At 72.4% G+C, this 18,015-nt stretch carries 18 protein-coding genes; 7 read left to right on the top strand and 11 right to left on the bottom strand.

Annotated features, from left to right (window positions below; translation table 11 throughout):
- Positions 1-7: 7 nt before the first annotated feature.
- Positions 8-1,417, bottom strand: coding sequence for a type I glutamate--ammonia ligase (gene glnA, locus ACIQAC_RS02195; protein ID WP_402186158.1), 1,410 nt, complete (start codon positions 1,415-1,417; stop codon positions 8-10).
- A gap of 208 nt (positions 1,418-1,625) precedes the next feature.
- Here glnA and ACIQAC_RS02190 point away from each other — a divergent pair, with 208 nt between their 5' ends.
- From ACIQAC_RS02190 to ACIQAC_RS02180, 3 genes are all read left to right on the top strand, one after another.
- Positions 1,626-2,093, top strand: coding sequence for an RDD family protein (locus ACIQAC_RS02190; protein ID WP_402186157.1), 468 nt, complete (start codon positions 1,626-1,628; stop codon positions 2,091-2,093).
- 110 nt (positions 2,094-2,203) lie between these two features.
- On the top strand, positions 2,204-3,370 hold the full coding sequence (locus tag ACIQAC_RS02185) for an acyl-CoA dehydrogenase family protein (protein ID WP_402186155.1): 1,167 nt from the start codon (positions 2,204-2,206) through the stop codon (positions 3,368-3,370).
- Between the two features lie 140 nt (positions 3,371-3,510).
- A complete protein-coding gene (locus ACIQAC_RS02180) occupies positions 3,511-4,008 on the top strand; it encodes a flavin reductase family protein (RefSeq protein ID WP_402186153.1) in 498 nt (165 codons plus the stop codon).
- Between the two features lie 24 nt (positions 4,009-4,032).
- Here the strand turns inward: ACIQAC_RS02180 and ACIQAC_RS02175 are convergent, their stop codons facing one another.
- The 4 genes from ACIQAC_RS02175 to lipB form a co-directional block, all read right to left on the bottom strand.
- Positions 4,033-4,734: a DUF4191 domain-containing protein gene (locus ACIQAC_RS02175; protein ID WP_402186152.1), complete on the bottom strand. Its 702-nt coding sequence runs from the start codon at positions 4,732-4,734 to the stop codon at positions 4,033-4,035.
- An 81-nt stretch (positions 4,735-4,815) separates the two neighbouring features.
- A complete protein-coding gene (locus ACIQAC_RS02170; protein ID WP_402186151.1) occupies positions 4,816-5,016 on the bottom strand; it encodes a hypothetical protein in 201 nt (66 codons plus the stop codon).
- A gap of 274 nt (positions 5,017-5,290) precedes the next feature.
- Positions 5,291-6,280 (bottom strand): lipoyl synthase, encoded by a 990-nt coding sequence (lipA, locus tag ACIQAC_RS02165; RefSeq protein ID WP_402186150.1) that lies wholly within the window; start codon positions 6,278-6,280, stop codon positions 5,291-5,293.
- A 159-nt stretch (positions 6,281-6,439) separates the two neighbouring features.
- Positions 6,440-7,240, bottom strand: coding sequence for a lipoyl(octanoyl) transferase LipB (gene lipB / locus ACIQAC_RS02160; protein WP_402186149.1), 801 nt, complete (start codon positions 7,238-7,240; stop codon positions 6,440-6,442).
- 237 nt (positions 7,241-7,477) lie between these two features.
- On the opposite strand from lipB, the gene ACIQAC_RS02155 reads away from it, so the two are divergent.
- Entirely contained in the window at positions 7,478-8,914 is a 1,437-nt protein-coding gene (locus tag ACIQAC_RS02155; protein WP_402186147.1) for a regulator, read from the top strand.
- Between the two features lie 183 nt (positions 8,915-9,097).
- Here the strand turns inward: ACIQAC_RS02155 and ACIQAC_RS02150 are convergent, their stop codons facing one another.
- Both ACIQAC_RS02150 and ACIQAC_RS02145 read right to left on the bottom strand, forming a co-directional pair.
- Complete coding sequence (locus ACIQAC_RS02150) at positions 9,098-10,447, bottom strand: NAD(P)/FAD-dependent oxidoreductase (protein WP_402186146.1); 1,350 nt, start codon at positions 10,445-10,447, stop codon at positions 9,098-9,100.
- A gap of 267 nt (positions 10,448-10,714) precedes the next feature.
- Complete coding sequence (locus ACIQAC_RS02145; protein ID WP_402186145.1) at positions 10,715-11,611, bottom strand: TIGR01777 family oxidoreductase; 897 nt, start codon at positions 11,609-11,611, stop codon at positions 10,715-10,717.
- A gap of 71 nt (positions 11,612-11,682) precedes the next feature.
- On the opposite strand from ACIQAC_RS02145, the gene ACIQAC_RS02140 reads away from it, so the two are divergent.
- A complete protein-coding gene (locus ACIQAC_RS02140) occupies positions 11,683-12,168 on the top strand; it encodes a GNAT family N-acetyltransferase (RefSeq protein ID WP_402186144.1) in 486 nt (161 codons plus the stop codon).
- A 9-nt stretch (positions 12,169-12,177) separates the two neighbouring features.
- Here ACIQAC_RS02140 and ACIQAC_RS02135 read toward each other — a convergent pair whose 3' ends face one another.
- Complete coding sequence (locus ACIQAC_RS02135; protein WP_402186143.1) at positions 12,178-13,362, bottom strand: MarP family serine protease; 1,185 nt, start codon at positions 13,360-13,362, stop codon at positions 12,178-12,180.
- 602 nt (positions 13,363-13,964) lie between these two features.
- On the opposite strand from ACIQAC_RS02135, the gene ACIQAC_RS02130 reads away from it, so the two are divergent.
- A complete protein-coding gene (locus ACIQAC_RS02130; RefSeq protein ID WP_402186933.1) occupies positions 13,965-14,741 on the top strand; it encodes a peptidoglycan recognition protein in 777 nt (258 codons plus the stop codon).
- Positions 14,742-14,750: 9 nt separating this feature from the next.
- Here the strand turns inward: ACIQAC_RS02130 and ACIQAC_RS02125 are convergent, their stop codons facing one another.
- Positions 14,751-15,878, bottom strand: a complete 1,128-nt coding sequence (locus ACIQAC_RS02125) for a lipid II:glycine glycyltransferase FemX (RefSeq protein WP_402186141.1) — start codon at positions 15,876-15,878, stop codon at positions 14,751-14,753.
- Positions 15,879-16,082: 204 nt separating this feature from the next.
- On the opposite strand from ACIQAC_RS02125, the gene ACIQAC_RS02120 reads away from it, so the two are divergent.
- Entirely contained in the window at positions 16,083-16,277 is a 195-nt protein-coding gene (locus tag ACIQAC_RS02120; protein WP_402186139.1) for a hypothetical protein, read from the top strand.
- Positions 16,278-16,312: 35 nt separating this feature from the next.
- On the opposite strand, the gene ACIQAC_RS02115 is transcribed toward ACIQAC_RS02120, so the two are convergent.
- Positions 16,313-16,831: a DUF4240 domain-containing protein gene (locus ACIQAC_RS02115; protein WP_402186932.1), complete on the bottom strand. Its 519-nt coding sequence runs from the start codon at positions 16,829-16,831 to the stop codon at positions 16,313-16,315.
- A gap of 88 nt (positions 16,832-16,919) precedes the next feature.
- Positions 16,920-17,900 carry a helix-turn-helix transcriptional regulator gene (locus ACIQAC_RS02110; protein WP_402186137.1) on the bottom strand — a complete coding sequence of 327 codons (981 nt, stop codon included), beginning with the start codon at positions 17,898-17,900 and terminating at the stop codon, positions 16,920-16,922.
- Between the last annotated feature and the right edge of the window lie 115 nt (positions 17,901-18,015).

Here is an 18,015-nt window from a genome sequence, read left to right as displayed (position 1 = left end):
GGCGATATCACACGTCGAAGTACAGCTCGAACTCGTGCGGGTGCGGGCGGAGCTGGAGCGGGGCGATCTCGTTGGTGCGCTTGAAGTCGATCCACGTCTCGATCAGGTCGGACGTGAAGACGTCGCCCGCGAGCAGGAACTCGTGGTCGGCCTCAAGACGGTCCAGGACGGCCGGGAGGGAGGTCGGGACCTGGGCGACGCCCGCGTGCTCCTCGGGAGCCAGCTCGTAGAGGTCCTTGTCGATCGGCTCGGCCGGCTCGATCTTGTTCTTGATGCCGTCCAGGCCCGCGAGGAGCAGGGCGGAGAAGGCGAGGTACGGGTTGCCGGAGGAGTCGGGCGCGCGGAACTCGACGCGCTTGGCCTTCGGGTTGGAGCCCGTGATCGGGATGCGCATCGCGGCGGACCGGTTGCGCTGCGAGTAGACCAGGTTGACCGGGGCCTCGAAGCCGGGCACCAGGCGGTGGTACGAGTTCACCGTCGGGTTGGTGAAGGCGAGCAGCGACGGAGCGTGCTTGAGGATGCCGCCGATGTAGTAGCGGGCGGTGTCCGACAGACCCGCGTAGCCGGCCTCGTCGTAGAAGAGCGGGGAGCCGCCCGCCCACAGCGACGAGTGGATGTGCATGCCCGAGCCGTTGTCACCGAAGATCGGCTTCGGCATGAAGGTCGCGGTCTTGCCGTTGCGCCAGGCCACGTTCTTCACGATGTACTTGAAGAGCTGGAGGTCGTCGGCCGCGGCGAGCAGCGTGTTGAACTTGTAGTTGATCTCCGCCTGGCCGGCGGTGCCCACCTCGTGGTGCTGGCGCTCGACCTGGAGGCCGGACCGGCCCAGCTCCAGGGAGATCTCGGCACGCAGGTCGGCGAAGTGGTCGACCGGCGGGGTGGGGAAGTAGCCGCCCTTGTAGCGGACCTTGTAACCGCGGTTGTCCTCGGTCGCACCGGTGTTCCAGGCGCCGGCCTCGGAGTCGATGTGGTAGAAGGACTCGTTCGACGTGGTGGCGAAGCGCACGCTGTCGAAGACGTAGAACTCCGCCTCGGGGCCGAAGTACGCGGTGTCGGCGATACCGGTGGACGCGAGGTAGGCCTCGGCCTTCTTCGCCACGTTGCGCGGGTCGCGGGAGTACTGCTCGCCCGTGATCGGGTCGTGGATGAAGAAGTTGATGTTGACCGTCTTGTCGCTGCGGAAGGGATCGACGCGCGCGGTGGACAGGTCGGCACGGAGCGCCATGTCGGACTCGTGGATGGCCTGGAAGCCGCGGATCGAGGAACCGTCGAAGGCGAGCTCCTCGGTCGGGTCGAAGGCCTCCGCCGGCACGGTGAAGTGCTGCATCACACCCGGCAGGTCGCAGAAGCGGACGTCGACGAACTTGACGTCCTCGTCCGCGATGAACTTCTTGGCCTCGTCGGCGTTCTGGAACATCCAGCTCCTCCTACTCCCGACCGTCCCGCCGGGGTGGTAGTTCGTTCGTGCGGCCAGTGCGGTGGCACACGCTGCATCGACCCTAGGGAGGGGTGATTTCTCGGGCGTGACCCATTTGTTTCGCAGAAGTTAACCGGGTTCCCTTCCACCCTAGCGCCGACACACCCCGCCGTACCCGGGTCACAAGGGGGCGCAGTACCTTGGAGGAGTGGACAAGAGGCAAGCAATCGGATCATGGCTCTCCGGTCCCCGAGCGGCCATGGAGGACGCCGGGGCGGACTTCGGTTACCGCGGCGAGCAGCTGGGTCTGCCCGAGGAAGGGCCCGGTTCGATCGCCCGCCCCGGCCGCCGGCTCGGCGCACTCGCCGTGGACTGGGCCCTCTGCCTCTTGATCGCATACAGCTTGATCACGGATGGCTACGGACAGGCCACCGGCAACTGGGCGCTGCTCATCTTCTTCCTGCTCGGCGTCCTCACCGTCGGCACCCTCGGCTTCACCCCCGGCAAGCGCCTCCTCGGCCTGCGGGTGATCGCCCTCGACACCGGCACCGTCCAGCCGCTCCGCGCCCTGATCCGCACGGTCCTGCTCTGCCTCGCCGTCCCCGCCCTGATCTGGGACCGCGACGGCCGGGGCCTCCACGACCGCGTGGCCCGCACGGTCGAGGTCCGCACCTGAGAGGTCTGACGCCGGTCGGGTGACGGCCGGGCCCCGTACGGCCCGGGGTCCCGGCCCCGCCGTACTCCGTTCGCGACACTGCCGCCATCCGGCGTGGAGGTGGTGGACAGGTGTCGTACGACAGCCCATCGACGATCGTGGCCAGAGCGGCACAGGTCGCCGAGGTCGCGGCGCGTTACACGGACGAGGCGGAGACCGCCCGGCGGCTCTCGCCCCAGGTGGTGGACGCCGTACGGGACGCGGGTTTCGCCCGGCACTTCGTCCCCGTCGCCCACGGCGGCCGGGCCGGCGCCTTCACCGAGGTGACCTCCGCGGTCACCCGGGTCGGCGAGGGCTGCACCTCGGCGGCCTGGGCGGCCTCGCTCGCCGCCTACGCCGGGCGGTACGCGGCGTTCCTGCCCGCCGAGGGCCAGGCCGAGATCTGGGCCGACGGACCGGACGCCCTGCTGGTCGCGGCACTGATGCCGGCCGGCACCGCGCAGCGGGTCGACGGCGGCTGGCGGCTGAGCGGCGAGTGGAAGTACATCAGCGGCGTGCACTTCGCCGACTGGGCGCTCGCCTGCGCACCCGTCCCCGACGAGCCGTCCGACGATCCGGGCGGACGGCCCCCGGTGCGCTACTTCGCGGTGCCGAAGGGCGACTTCTCCGTCGTCGACAGCTGGTTCACGCTGGGGATGCGGGGGACCGGCAGCGACACCCTGGTCCTGTCCGACGTCTTCGTTCCCGAGCACCGGACCCTGGCCCGCTCGGCCGTCCACGCGGGCCGGGCGCCCGCGTCCGACGCGCGCTGCCACATCGTCCCGATGCACGCCGTGAACGCGCTGCCCTTCGCCGCCCCGCTGATCGGCGCCGCGCGAGGCGCCCTGCGGGCCTGGATCGAGCGGACCGGCTCACGCGTCGACCGCCGCGGCCGGTCCGTCGGCGAGATGCCCTCCACCCAGGTCACCCTGGCCCGCTCGGCCGCCGAGGCGGACGCCGCGGAACTCCTCGTACGGCGTACCGCCGCGGTCGCCGACGGCACCGAGACGCCCCCGGAGGGCGAGGCCGCGGTCCGCGGCGCCCGGGACCTGGCGCTCGCCGTGGAACTGCTGGTCTCCGCCGTCGACCGGGTCTTCCGGGCCAGCGGCACCTCGGGACAGAACGCCACCGACCCCGTCCAGCGCTTCTGGCGGGACGTGAACAGCGCCGCCTCCCACGTGGCCCTGTCCTTCGAGTCCACCGGCGCGGCCTACGGCGCCTGGGCGCTGTCCGGCGACGCCTCCGCGCCGCGTCGCTGACCGGGCCGGACCGCCGCGCGGTCCGGTTGCTGGTCAACTACGGCGGCGGCATAGTCGAGCTGGATGCCGGTCACGCTGCCCCACTCGCTCGACCACGGACAGTGAGGCGCCGGCAAGGCCCGACAGGTGGTGCGTCCGTCATGACGGAGCAGGACATAGCCGAGGCCCGAGCGGCCACCGACGAGTTCCGGGCCGCGATGGCCCGCTTCCCCTCGGGTGTCGTGGTGGTGACCACACGCTGCCACGACGGCACGCCCCGCGGGTTCACCGCCAGCTCGTTCTGCTCGGTGTCACTGGACCCGCCGATGATCCTGGTGTGCCTGGCGAACTCGGCCGACTCGGCGACGTCCTTCGGCGGCTGCGACCGGTTCGCGGTCAGTGTGCTGTCCCCGGTGCACCGTCCGCTCGCCGAGCGGTTCGCCACCAAGGGCGTCGACAAGTTCGGCAGCGGCGGGATGCGGCTCAGCCCCGACGGGCTGCCGACGGTCGAGCGGGCCCTGTCCGAGCTGGACTGCGTCATCCACGCAAGACACCCGGCCGGGGACCATGTGGTCCTGATCGGCCGGGTGACGGGGGTGAGACTGGGCGAGGGGCCGCCGATGGTCTACTACGACCGGGCGTTCAGGACGCTGGCCTGAGACCGGGCGTCCGGCGGCGATTCCTCAGCGGGCCTTCGGCCCGCCCTTCGGAAGCTTCATGCCCTTGGGCATCGGCCCCTTCGGCAGCGGCATGTTCTTCATCAGGTCGCCCATGGCGCGCAGCCGGTCGTTGGTCGCGGTCACCTGCGGGCCGGTGAGCACACGGGGGAGCTTCAGCATCGTGGTGCGCAGCTTCTTCAGCTCGACCTGGCCCTCGCCCGTGCCCACGATCAGATCGTGCACCGGTACGTCGGCCACCACGCGGTTCATCTTCCGCTTCTCGGCGGCCAGCAGTGTCCGGACCCGGTTCGGGTTGCCCTCGGCCACCAGCACGATGCCGGCCTTGCCGACCGCGCGGTGCACCACGTCCTGGCTGCGGTTCATCGCCACCGCCGGGGTGGTCGACCAGCCGCGGCCGACGTTGTCGAGCACGGCCGCCGCGGCGCCGGGCTGTCCCTCCATCTGCCCGAAGGCGGCCCGCTCGGCCCGGCGTCCGAAGACGATCGCCGTCGCGAGGAAGGCGAACAGGAGGCCCAGGATGCCTAGATAGATGGGGTGACCGATCAAGAAACCGATCCCGAGGAAGACACCGAGCGTAACGATGCCGACTCCCGCGAGAACAAGACCGATCTTCTTGTCGGCCCTGCGGGTCATCTTGTAGGTCTGAGCGATCTGCTTCAGTCGCCCCGGTTCAGCAGCGTCCGCTGCCGTGTCCTTCCTCGCCATGGCACGAAGTCTACGTGGCTCCCGGCCCGCCTTCGACGGCGGTGCGGCAACGAGACCCGGCCCCGGCGGCCGGCGGCGCTCTCAGGAGCCGGCGGCGAAGGTCTGCTCCAGGACGCGCTGCGCCTCGACCCGGTCCTTGGCGCGGCGGCGGTCCTCCAGCACGGACGTCCAGGCGTTGCGGCGGGCGGTGCGCTGGCCCCCGCTCATGAGCACGGACTCGGCGACGCGCAGGGCGTCGGCGAAAGACGGAATCGCGGTGGCGCGAACAGGCGCGGCCTTCATGGTGGAGGGTCCCCCCTAGGTGGCTCCGGAACTGGAGTAGGTGACGTGAGCCCAGCGTCACTCTCTGGTGTTACCAGGGCGTGACCGACCGGTCAAACACCAATGAAACCTTGATACGGGGGCGCAAAACGCTGACGCGGTCCTGACGTACGCCCTCATCAGCGAGGACGGTCAGGACCGCGTCGTATCGGCCAGTACTGGCAGGTAGGAGCTTGTGCGCGAGTTCACACACTCCCCCTCAACTCCCGGCGAGGGGTCTTTGTGTGACGGGGTGTCAGACGGCCTGCGAGGCGACGTACGCGCCACCCCGCTGCGGAGCAGCAGAATGACGCTGCTCGACGGCCATCTGGTAAAGGCGTCCCGCGCGGTACGAGGAACGCACCAGCGGGCCCGACATCACACCGGAGAAGCCGATCTGCTCGGCCTCGTCCTTCAGCTCCACGAACTCGTGCGGCTTGACCCAGCGCTCCACGGGGTGGTGGCGCACCGAGGGGCGCAGGTACTGCGTGATGGTGACCAGCTCGCAGCCCGCGTCGTGCAGCTGCCGGAGCGCCTCGCTGACCTCCTCGCGGGTCTCGCCCATGCCGAGGATCAGGTTGGACTTGGTCACCAGGCCGTAGTCGCGGGCCTCGGTGATGACCTTCAGGGATCGGTCGTAGCGGAAGCCGGGGCGGATGCGCTTGAAGATCCGCGGGACCGTCTCGACGTTGTGCGCGAAGACCTCGGGGCGGGAGGAGAAGACCTCCGCCAGCTGCGCGGGCTCCGCGTTGAAGTCGGGGGCCAGCAGCTCGACCTTGGTGCGGCCCGCCTCGCGGCCCGCGGTCTGCGCGTGGATCTGGCGGACCGTCTCCGCGTACAGCCAGGCGCCGCCGTCCTCCAGGTCGTCGCGGGCGACGCCGGTGATGGTGGCGTAGTTCAGGTCCATGGTGACGACGGACTCGCCGACCCGGCGGGGCTCGTCACGGTCGAGGGCCTCGGGCTTGCCGGTGTCGATCTGGCAGAAGTCGCACCGCCGGGTGCACTGGTCGCCGCCGATGAGGAAGGTCGCCTCACGGTCCTCCCAGCACTCGTAGATGTTCGGGCAGCCGGCTTCCTGGCAGACCGTGTGCAGGCCCTCGCTCTTCACGAGGTTCTGCATCTTCGTGTACTCGGGGCCCATTTTCGCCCGGGTCTTGATCCACTCGGGCTTGCGCTCGATGGGGGTCTGGGCGTTGCGGACCTCCAGGCGCAGCATCTTGCGTCCGTCGGGTGTGACTGCGGACACGACCGGCTCCCTAAGCGTTGATTCTTCGGCGACTTTCAGGGTACGCCCGTTGAATTGTTGGTCAGCGTGGCGTTGGCCTCACTGATGACGGGCGCAACCACGGTCCCCCGGCGCCTGCGCGGCAGGCACCCCGGCCTCCGCGCGGTGGGCCTTCGACGCCTACGCGGCCGGCGTTTTCTCGATCTCGCGCGGCTTGAGTTCCGCGTTCTCCAGTACGGCCTTCAGATGGCGTTCGACGACCGGGAGGACCTCCTCGACCGTGACGTGCCGGCCCAGCTCGTTCGCCAGGGAGGCGACGCCCGCGTCGCGGATGCCGCAGGGGATGATCCGGTCGAACCACTTGTTGTCCGGGTTCACGTTCAGCGCGAAGCCGTGCATGGTGACGCCCTTGGCGACGCGGATGCCGATGGCCGCGATCTTGCGGTCCTCGCGGCGCTGGCCGGCATTGGAGGGGGCGTACTCCGGGCCGTTGAGCCGCGGGTCGAACTCGTCGTCGTGCAGCCGGGGGTCGAAGTCCAGGGAGAGCCCGCCGAGGGCCGGGCGCCGGGCGACCGGGTCGCCGAGCACCCAGACCCCGCTGCGGCCCTCCACCCGGCTGGTCTCCAGGCCGAACTCCGCGCACGTGCGGATCAGGGCGTCCTCCAGACGCCGTACGTGCGCGACCACGTCCACCGGGCGCGGGAGCTTCTGGATCGGGTAGCCCACGAGCTGGCCGGGGCCGTGCCAGGTGATCTTGCCGCCGCGGTCCACGTCGATCACGGGGGTGCCGTCCAGGGGGCGTTCGTTCTCCGCCGTGCGCCGGCCCGCGGTGTAGACGGGCGGATGCTCCAGGAGCAGCACGGTGTCCTCGGTCTCGTCGGCGAACCGCGCCGCGTGCACCCGGCGCTGCTCGTCCCACGCCTCCTGGTACTCGACGGCGTCCGCGCCGAACCCCATGCGGACGAACCGCAATCCACTCACGGCAAGCGCCTCCCTCGACGCGTTGTTGTGTCAGGCACGTAATGCGCCCAAGCCACTGTACGTCCGTCCCGTACGCGTCAGTCCTGAGGGCAATCCTCACACGATCGGATGAAAGGACGCCGGAATGTGCGATCGCCTGCTCACACTCCGCTACATTCGCGCCGTCCACGAGGCCATAAGGGCTGCTCACAGGCGACCGGGCCCTTGCGGCCCGGAAGGCAGGAGATCGCACCGCAGATGACGGAACGACCCGCGCAGCGCACTCCCAACCGACAGCTCGCCGCGCTCATCGCAGAAGCGGGGTTCTCCAACGCAGGTCTCGCCCGCCGCGTGGACCAGCTCGGCCTCGAACACGGCCTGGACCTGAGATACGACAAGACGTCCGTCACCCGCTGGCTGCGCGGACAGCAGCCCCGCGGCACCACACCCGCGCTCATCGCCGAGGTCTTCACCCGCCGCCTCGGCCGCCGGCTCACCGCGCAGGACCTCGGCCTGGACGCGTGCGCGCCGGTCTACGCGGGGCTGGAGTTCGCCGGCAGCCCCGAGGAGGCGGTCGACATCGTCGGCGGCCTGTGGCGCAAGGACTCCGGCAGCCATGCCGAGCTCCGGAAGATCGCGTTCACCGCGGCGGGGCTCGTGGTGCCCAGCCGCGACTGGCTGATCGGCAAGGCCGACGAGAAGGTGGCCCGCGGCGAACAGCCCGTCCGCGTCCCCCCGCAGGGCCGCCCCGTCGTGCCCAAGCAGCGCGCGCAGGGCGACCGCGGGCCCGGCCAGCGGGTCACCGGCGGTGACATCTCCGCGCTCCGCTCGGTCGGCGAGCTCTTCCGCACGCTCGACAACATGTACGGCGGCGGGCACGCCCGGCAGGCCCTCGTGCGGTACCTGGAGCACGAGTGCGAGCCGATGCTGCGCGGCACCTACGGCGAGCAGACCGGGCGCCGGCTCTTCGCGGCCGCCGCCGACCTCACCCGGCTCGCGGGCTGGACGTCGTACGACATCGCCGCGCACGGGCTTGCGCAGCGGTACTTCGTGCAGGCGCTGCGGCTCGCCCAGGCGGCGGGGGACCGGTCCTACGGCTCGTACGTCCTCGTCACCATGAGCCGCCAGGCCGTCTACCTCGGCCATGGGCGCGAGGCCGTGCAGCTGGCCCGGGTCGCCCAGCAGGGGGTCGGCGGGGCCGCCCCGTCGATCGTGCAGTCGCTGCTGCACGCCGCCGAGGCGCGTGGGCACGGGGTGCTCGGGGAGGTGCGGGCGTGCACGGCGTCGCTGGTCCGCGCGGAGCGGGCGCTGGAGTCGGCGCGGCCCGGGGACGAGGTGCCGCACTGGGCGCGGTTCTTCGACGAGGCGCAGCTGGCGGACGAGTTCGGGCACTCGCACCGGGATCTTCAGCAGTTCCGGTCGGCGGCGCAGCATGCGGAGCGCTCGCTCCAGTTGCGGGCGCCCGCCTTCGCGCGCAGCCGGCTCTTCTGCCGGGTCGTCCTCGCGACGGCCCGGCTGGGTCTGGGCGAGCTGGACCAGGCGTGCCAGCTGGCCGCGGAGGCTGCGGGGCAGGCGGCGGAGATGCGGTCGGTGCGGGCAGTGGAATACGTCCGCGACTTCGAACGCCGCCTGGAGCCCTACAAGGACGCGGCCCCCGTCAGGGGCTACCGCGACAAGGTCGCCGCCTTGCAGTAGGCGAGTGGGGGTGCGGGTGGGGGGCGTTGGCGCGGCCCGGCGCCGACGGGGTGCCGCCGCGCCCACCCGTGCCGCCCTGCGGCACGCCTGCCCGCGGCTACGCGGGCAGGCGGGTCAGGGGCGCGGGGAACTGCGCGACCAGCCCCCACCGGGGCCGCAGTCGTACACGCACCCCGCTCACCGCTACGCCGCGCGTACCGTCACAGCCTCCGCAGGGCACCCGCTCCCAGCGCCAAGATCCGCCAGCACCGCCCCCGCCCCCCGCCGCCCCGAGTGCAACGCCCCCTGCACGGTGCCGGTGTCCCGATGATCCCCGCACACATACAGCCCCGCCATCAACCGCACAGGCCGCCGCAGATCATGCGGCACCCGCATCGCCGGCACCGCCTCCGCCGTGTGCTGCACGGCAAGCGTCTCCCACCGCCGCGTCCCCACCCCGTACAGCCGGGACAGATGCATCCGCACGGCCGTGTCGAGATCCCCCGGCGGAACCCCCAGCACCGTCGACGAGATCAGCGCCCGCCCCGCAGGGGCCCGGCTCGGATCGACGGCGCTCACCACCGCCGTATGGGCCACGGGCCCGCCCCGGTCCGCGTCGAGCAGCAGCGCGTCCCCCGTCGCCGGCGGCTCGTCCGTGGTGTGGTGCACCACCGTCACCGGATGGAAGTCCGGCACACGCAACCCCGGCAACAGCTCCGCCGCCGTCCGAGCGTCCGTCGCCAGCAGCACCGCCCGGCACCGGAACTCCCCGTGCTCCGCCGTGGTCACCGACGTCGTGGACACCGACGTGACCCGCACCCCGGTGTGCACGGTGCCCGGCGGCAACCCCCGCGCCAGCAGCTCCGGCAGCGCCTCGGCGCCACCCTCCGGCAGCGCCAGCCGCCCGCCCGCGTACGCGCGCAGGGCGAGATCGGCGACCCTGCTGGACGTGGTCAGCTCCGGATCGCACAACAGGGCGGCCAGCAGCGGCCGTACGAACCCGTCGATGGTGCGGGCCGGAAGGCCGCGAGCCGCGAGGGCCTGACCGGCGGGCTGCTCGGGACGGGCCAGCAGCCGCTCGACGGGCGTGGCGGCGAGCCGGGCCAGCGCGGTCCGCAGCCGGGCATGGTCGACGGCGGTGCCGAGCGGCCGCGGCGCCGGCTGGGACCGGGGCAGCGGCTGCGGCCGCGGGGCGCTCGCCAGGGCGCGCACCGCATGAAGTGCGCCCCTCGCGCTCCCTCCGTTCGCCGGGGCCCCAGCATGGTGCCGCCGCCCGTCGCTGTGCAGCAGGACACCCGGCGCGAACGGCCGGAGCACCAGGCCGTCGAGGCCCGGGTTCAGCCGCAGTTCGGGATACGCGGTGGACAGCAGCTGTCCGATCCGGTCGAGCCGGAAGCCGTCGACCTTCTCCGTCGACATACGGCCACCGACCCAGGGGGCGGCCTCCAGAACGGCCGTCGTCACTCCTGCGCTGGTCAGCCTCCGTGCGGCCGAGAGCCCTGCGACCCCGGCTCCCACCACGACGACATCCGCCTGATACGCGGGCTGAAGCACGTGCCCCTCCTCGACGTTGCACGGCCGGTGGAGACCTGATGCCCCCAATGGCCTCCGGGGATACCCGAGTTGGGGTTGAGGGTAGGGACGTGATCGGCCGCGGTCAGTCGCGCACGCACAGGGCACGGTCGCACGCCGGTGGCACATAACGGCGCGGAGAGAGGAGGAGAGGAAGGGCGACCGGGCGACCGGACGGCCGTCACGGCCACCCGGTCGTATACAAAACAGCGGCGCCCGCGCAAGCAGGACAGCGGCGCCCGCGCGGACTCAGAGAGCAGCCCGCACCGCGTCCTCGACCGTCGGGAACGCGAACACGAAACCGGACTCCAACAGCCGCCCCGGCAGCACCCGTTGGCTGCCCAGCACATCGCCGGCCATCTCACCGAGGACGGCCCGCAGCACCGGCGACGGCACCGCGAACAGCGTCGGGCGGTGCAGCACCCGGCCCATGGCGTCGTTGATCTCACGGTTCGTCAGCGGCTCGGGCGCGGTGAGGTTGAACGGCCCCGACAGGTCGTCACGGTCGATCAGATGACGGATCGCGGCCACCTCGTCGTGCAGCGCGATGTACGACCAGTACTGCCGCCCGTCGCCAAGCCGCCCGCCGAGCCCCGCCTTGTACAGCGGGAACAGCCGCCCCCACGCCCCGCCGCCGCGCGCCACCACCAGACCGGTACGGGTGAACACCGTCCGCACACCCGCCTCGTGGGCCGGGGCCGCCGCCGCCTCCCACTCGACACACAGCTCGGGCAGGAACCCCGTACCGGCGGGCGCGCTCTCGTCCACCGCGCGGTCGCCGGTCTCGCCGTAGTAGCCCATCGCACTGCCGTTCACGAAGACGCGCGGCGGCTTGTCCATGGCGGCCACCGCCTTCGCGAGCGCGCCCGTGCCGAGCACCCGGCTGCTCCGGATCCGCGCCTTGTACGCGTCCGTCCAGCGCCGGTCCCCGACCCCGGCACCCGCGAGATTGACCACCGCGTCACACCCGGCGAGTCCCGCCGCGTCGACGCGGCCGGCCTCCGGGTCCCAGCGGACCTCCGACTCGTCCCGGGGTTCGCGCCGCACAAGGCGCACCACTTCGTGTCCGTCGGCGGTCAGCGACTTCGCGAGGGTGCCGCCGATCAGACCGGACGCGCCGGCCACCGCGATGCGGGAAGGTTCCATGGGTCCATCCTCCCTGGGCCGCCGCGAAACGCGCGGGCCGGGCCCCGTACGGCCGCCGTACAGTGGCGGTCATGCCGGAACCGTACATACGCCATGCCACGCCCGAGGACGAGGGCACGCTGATCCGTCTCGACCGGGACTGCTGGTCCCACCAGCACGCGGTCACCCCGCGGCCGGACGAGGACGCACCCTTCTTCGGGAAGCGGAGCGGCCCCCTGGACCATCTGATCGCCGAGATCGACGGACGGCTGGTCGGTTACGTACGGCTCGGGTTCCCCACGGAACTCGTCTCGAACACACACGTCCGGCAGATCCGCGGTCTCGTCGTCGCCGAGGAGGCCCGCGGCAAGGGGGTCGGCCGGGCGCTGGTGCGGGCCGCCGTCGACGAGGCCCGCGTCCGTGGCGCCCGCCGTATCTCCCTGCGCGTCCTCGGCCACAACACCACCGCCCGCACGCTCTACGAGTCCGAGGGCTTCGCCGTCGAGGGAGTGCAGCCGGAGGAGTTCTACCTGGACGGCGAGTACGTGGACGACGTCCTCATGGGCCGCCGCCTGTGAGCCGGGGTGTCAGGTCGTGACCAGGTCGCCCGTGTCCACCGCCGCCGTGGCGTCCGCGGCGCTCCGCGCGTCGCCCGCGACCTCGTCGGCCGTGAGGACGTAGCCCGTCTCCGCGTCGGAGGTGGACCGGGCGAAGACCACCCCGTAGACCTTGCCGTCGGTGGTCAGCAACGGGCCGCCGGAGTTGCCGGGGCGGACCGTGGAGCGGATCGAGTAGATCTCGCGGGTGACGGACTCGTCGCTGTAGATGTTCTGGCCCGTCGCCCGCACCCGGTTGGCCACCGTCGCCGCCTGGAGGTCCAGACCGCCGTCCTGCGGATAGCCCGCGACCACGGCCGCGTCGCCGCGGTCGGCGTCGTCGTCGAAGGGGAGCACCGGCGCGGTCAGCTCCGGCACGTACAGCACGGCCACGTCCTTGTCCGGGTCGAACAGCACCACCGTGGCCGGATACGCCCGCCCGACCCCGCCGACCCGCACGGTCGGCTCGTCGATGCCGGCCACCACGTGGGCGTTGGTCATCACATGCTCCCGCGCGTACACGAACCCGCTGCCCTCGCGGCCCTGGTCGCCCGCGACACCCTCCACCTTGACCGTGCTGCGCTTGGCCGCCTCGGTCGCGGCGGCGGTGACGCTGTCGCCGGAGGGGCGGGCCACCTCGGCGGTCGACTCGTTCTCGAACGGGTTGAAGACCTGCGGGAAGCCCGCCTCGGTCAGCGCCGACGTGGCCCGCGAGAACCACGCCGGAGTGGTGTCCGGCATCGCGTCCTGCACCGTGCCGAGCAGCTTCGAGTCCCGGATCGCCGTGGTCAGCGTCGACGACGAGGACGCGGCCAGCACACTCGCCGCCACCCACGCCACGATCAGCACGGCGACCGAGTTGGCGACCGCCCCGCCGATGCCGTCGGCCACCCGCAGCGGGCCGTAGTCCAGCTCCCGGCGCAGCTTCAGCGCCAGCCGCCCGGCCAGCTCGTGACCCACGGCCGCCGGCACCAGGACCGTGCAGACCGCGGTGATCGTCGCCGCCGTGGAACCCGGTGTGACCAGGTCCATCACCCATGGCAGCACCCATACGCCGATGGCCGCGCCGCCCACGAAACCGGCGAGCGAGACACAGCCGGCGACCAGACCGCGCCGGTAGCCGGAACCGGCGTAGAGCACGACCGCCAGCACCAGCACGATGTCGAGCAGGTCCACGAAAGCCGCCCTTCTCTCGGACCGAGCACCCGTAAGTACGCGTGGAACGGTCCCGGTGATCAGCCGCACGCCCACGCCGTGCCGGGAACCGGCCACGCACGCGTGTACAGCGGAAAACGTCGTGGACCAGGACGATGGTTCCACCGGGTGGCACAGCACACATCGCGGGCGGCGCGGAACACCCCGACAGTGGGACCATGTGTGCCTTCCGACCGCCCTTCCGCCGGGCAGTCCGTGAGAGACGTGTGGTGCAGCGCCGCCTGGGGCTCAGGGGTGCGGTACGGGGCTTCGTCGTCCCGGGCGGCGGAACGGGCAGCGGTACGGGCCTGGGCGCGGCGGCGACGCGCCCCGCGCGGGACACTCCCAAGCCTCCGCAGCCTCCTCCGCGCGCGCCGGAGACGCCCACGGAGGTGGTGCCCGAGGCGCCCAGAGGGGTGGTGCTGGAGAAGCCCGCGGCGGCCGTTGTGCTCCGGAAAGTCGCACCCGCGAAAGTCGCATCCGGAAAAGTCGCGCCCGCGCGGGACGTGCCTTTCGACGAGACCCCCGCTGCCGAGGCCCCGCCCGCCTCCAGGGGTACGCCCTTCCAGGGCATCGCCCCCCGGCTGCTCCGGGTCCGCGAGGCCACCCCCCGGGCGGCCCTCGTCGCCCTCGGCTGTGTGCCCGGGATCGCCGCCGTCACCGTGCTGGCGCTGTGTGCCGTGGGTGTCGAACGGGGTGTCGAGGCGCGGGCCATGGTGCGGGAGGCCGCCGCGCGGCCCGTCGGGCATCCGGCGCCACGGCCGGAGATCGTGCCCAGGTCGGTCTGGCTGGAGGCGACGGCGGGCCGCACGCCGCCCCCGCGCTACGACGACAAGGTCGTCGCCGTCTTCGTGCACCACACCGACTCGCCCAACCGCTACGACTGCGCCGACGCGCCCCGCATCATCCGGTACCTGTACGCCGGCCAGACCGGCCCGCGGGACTGGGACGACATCGGCTACAACTTCCTCGTGGACCGCTGCGGAACCATCTACGAGGGCCGCGCGGGCGGCGTCGACCGGGCCGTCACCGGAGCCCACACCCAGGGCTTCAACCACCGCACGGCGGGCATCGCCGCCCTCGGCACGTTCACCGCGGGCGCCGAGGTGCCGCGCGTGATGACCGACGCGATCGCGGCGCTCGCCGCGTGGAAACTGGGCCTGACCGACACCGACCCGCGGGTCGACGTCCGGCTGGTGTCGAGCAACAGCCTCAGCCGGTACGCAGCGGGCACCGCCGCCACCCTGCCCGCCCTCGCGGGCCACAAGGACGGCTACATGACCAGCTGCCCCGGCGCGGCCCTCACCGCCCGCCTCCCGGAGATCAGGGCGCTCGCGGCGCGCCTCCAGGGCCGCACCTGACCACACCGGTCACCGGCGGGAGAGATAGACCCCCAGCGCCTTGTGGAGCAGCCTGCCCTGTCCGCCCAGCGGCAGCTCCCACTCCCCGACGTACTCGACGGCCTGTCCGCCCGCGCCCGTCTTGAACAGGAGCCGGCCCAGCAGCCGGTCCTCGGCGAGCTGCGGGGAGACGGACCGCAGGTCGTACGTCTGCGCCCCGGTCGCGTGCGCGTCCCCGAGCATCGTCCACAGCAGCGCGCTGGAGGGCCGCAGCTCACGCCCCAGGCGGCCGGAGGCGGCGTACGAGTGCCAGACCCGGGAGCCGACGCTGATCATGAGCGCCGCGGAGAGCACCTCGCCGCCGTACTGGGCGAGATAGAGCTGGAGCCGGTCCTGGTCCTCGGCGTTCAGCGCCGCCCACATGCGCTGGAAGTAGCCGAGCGGGCGGGCCCGGAACCCGTCGCGGCCGGCGGTCGCGGTGTACAGCCGGTGGAAGTCGGGCAGGTCGCGGGCCGTACCGAAGTCGACCCGGACACCCGCCGTCTCGGCCGTGAGCAGCGACTGCTCCCAGTGCGGTGCGAGGGCCGCCCGCAGGTCGTCCATCGAGCGCCCCGCCAGCGGGATCCGGCAGCCGTACCGCGGCTGGCCGAGACCGAAGCCGTTGCTGTCGTCCGGGTCGCACTGCCGCCACCCGAGCCGCTTGAGCCGCTCCACGGCGTCCAGCGCGTACCCGTCGACACCGTCCACGGGCAGCTCGCGCAGATGCCGTACGTCGGGGTCGGCGATGCCTGCCGTCACGGTGGCCGCGTCCCAGTGCCGCACCACGAGCGGCGGCCCGATCCGCACCGAGAATGCGCCGATCCGCCGCAGATGCGCGACCAGCGGGTCCAGCCAGCGGTCCAGGCGCGGGGACCGCCAGTCGATCGACGGTCCGTCGGGGAGGTAGGCGAGATAGCGCCGGGTGCCGGGCAGCGGCCGGTACAGCACCAGGGCCGTGGTGATCAGCTCGCCGTCCTCGAACCAGCCCACGCTCTCCGGCAGCCAGTCGGGCTTCACGTCGCCCCACTCGGGGATTTGCAGATGGCTCGCGTCCGGGTTGTTCCGCAGATGGGCGAGATGATCCGCGCGCGTGATCTCCCGTACGAACGGGCTGGTCATGGCTGGGTGCTCCTGCTCGGGGCGGCCACCCTAAGCCGGAGATCACACAACAGGTCAAGGGGCCCCGGCGTGAACCTTCCGCCTCGGCCGGTGACGTCGGTCACCAGCCCGAAGACGCGCACAGGGTCCTCGTAGCCCGCTCAAAGACCGTCCCGAGCCGGCCTGCCTACCGTCGGGGACACGTACTGACCGGAGGTGGGGATCATGAGCAGCACGAGCAGCGGTCACCGGCGGGTATGGATGGTGGTCTGCGCGGTCGCGACGGTCGTCCTGGGGCCGGCCGCCGTCACGGCGTCGGCGCTCGACGACGCCAACCAGGCACCGATGCGCCACGCGGTGCGGGTCGCCCAGACGCAGGCGTACATCCCGACGGACACGAGCCGCCGCAGGGCCGCCTGACGCACGGCACCGGCCCGGATCGGACCCGACCGGTGTCACACCTTGAAGCGCTCCCAGAGGCGGGGATACCGCTCCGCCAGCACCCCTTCGTCCTCGAAGTCGACCGGTGTGCCCTCCGGCTCCGCGGACGCGGGCGCGATCCCGAGGTCGGGGGCGACCGTCCCGGTGAGCTGCTCGTAGGCCTCGTCCGCGGCGTAGCCCAGCTCCTCGCCGTCGCCGTCGATCTCCTCGTCGAAGTCGTCGAGGAGGTCGGCGAGCGCGTCCGGGTCGTGCAGCGCGCCCTCGAAGACCTCCCGGCCCTGGCCGATCAGCCAGCACCGGAAGAAGTCGAAGGCGTCGTCGCTGATGCCGTCGAGCAGCACCCAGGCCGCGCCCCACAGGTCCCAGCGGTAGGCGCGGTTGTAGCGGGCCTCGAAGTGACGGGCGAAGTCCAGCACCATGTCCGGGTCCAGTTGGACGAGCCGCTCCACGAGCAGGTCGGCCTGCTCCTCCGGGTCACCCTCCGCGGACTCGCGGGTGGTGTCCACCAGCTCCCAGAACTCCGTCTCGTCCATCACGCCACCAGCATCGGGCCTCGGCGGGGGCACCGCACGCGGAGTGCGACGGATTGTTATGAGCGCCTGATTCCGGTGAGCGCCTCGCCTACTCCGCCCCCGCCCGGTACAGCGCGGCCTGGCGTCTCGCGTCCTGCGCGAAACGGCGTCTCAGGGTCGCCGGGGACAGCACCTCGGCCTCCGGGCCCAGCGCCGTCAGCTGGGTGTGCGCGACCTCCTCCGACTCGACCCGCAGCGTGACCCTCGACCAGCCCGTCGCGTCCGGCCGGGCCGTCTCCAGCGCGTCCCGCGCGGACACCGGATCCATGGCGTGCGGCAGTCTGCGCACACCCTCGGGGGAGAGCCGTACGGCCACCTCGGTGCGCAGCAGTGAGCGGGCGAACCGGAGCGCCTGGTCGTCCCAGAAGCCCGGCAGATCGAACGCCTCGTCCCGCGTGAACCGCTCCTCGCCGGCGTCGACGGCGGTGAACCGGTCGATGCGGTACGTCCGGAAGGAGCCGGTGTCGGCGACCCGCGCGCACAGGTACCAGACGCCGGCCTTCAGGACGAGGCCGTACGGTTCGAGGCGCCGCTCGACCTCGGTGTCCCCGCGCCGGTAGCGCGCGGTGACCACCCGGTCGTCCCAGACGGCGTCGGCGACGGCGGGCAGCAGTGCGGGCGTCGGGGGCTCGCGGAACCAGTTCGGCGCGTCCAGGTGGAAGCGCTGTGCCGCTGTCCGGGACGCGTCCTGGAGGGACGGCAGCAGGGCCGCGGAGACCTTCAGGCGGGCCGCCGAGGCCGCGTCCTCAAGGCCCATCTCCCGCAGGGCGCCCGGGACGCCGGACAGGAACAGGGCCTCTGCCTCGCCGCGGTGCAGGCCCGTCAGGCGGGTGCGGTACCCGCCGATCAGGCGGTATCCGCCGGCCCGGCCCCGGTCGGCGTAGACCGGGACGCCGGCCTCCGACAGCGCCTGCGCGTCCCGCGTGACGGTGCGCTCGGAGACCTCCAGCTCGCGGGCGAGCTCCGCGGCGGTCATGGAGGGCCGGGACTGAAGCAGCAGAACCATCTTGATGAGCCGTGCAGCGCGCATACAGCCATGATGCCGGGCCCCACTGACACAGGGGCGCGCTGCCGGGTGCGGCCCGGTGGGGGCTGGTCGCGCAGTTCCCCGCGCCCCTAAAGGACGCGCAGTTCCCCGCGCCCCT

The organism is Streptomyces sp. NPDC088387 (assembly GCF_044753385.1).
GTDB lineage: Bacteria > Actinomycetota > Actinomycetes > Streptomycetales > Streptomycetaceae > Streptomyces.
The sequence above is the reverse complement of the archived record's forward strand: the minus strand, read 5'-3'. Positions and strand labels throughout refer to the sequence as shown.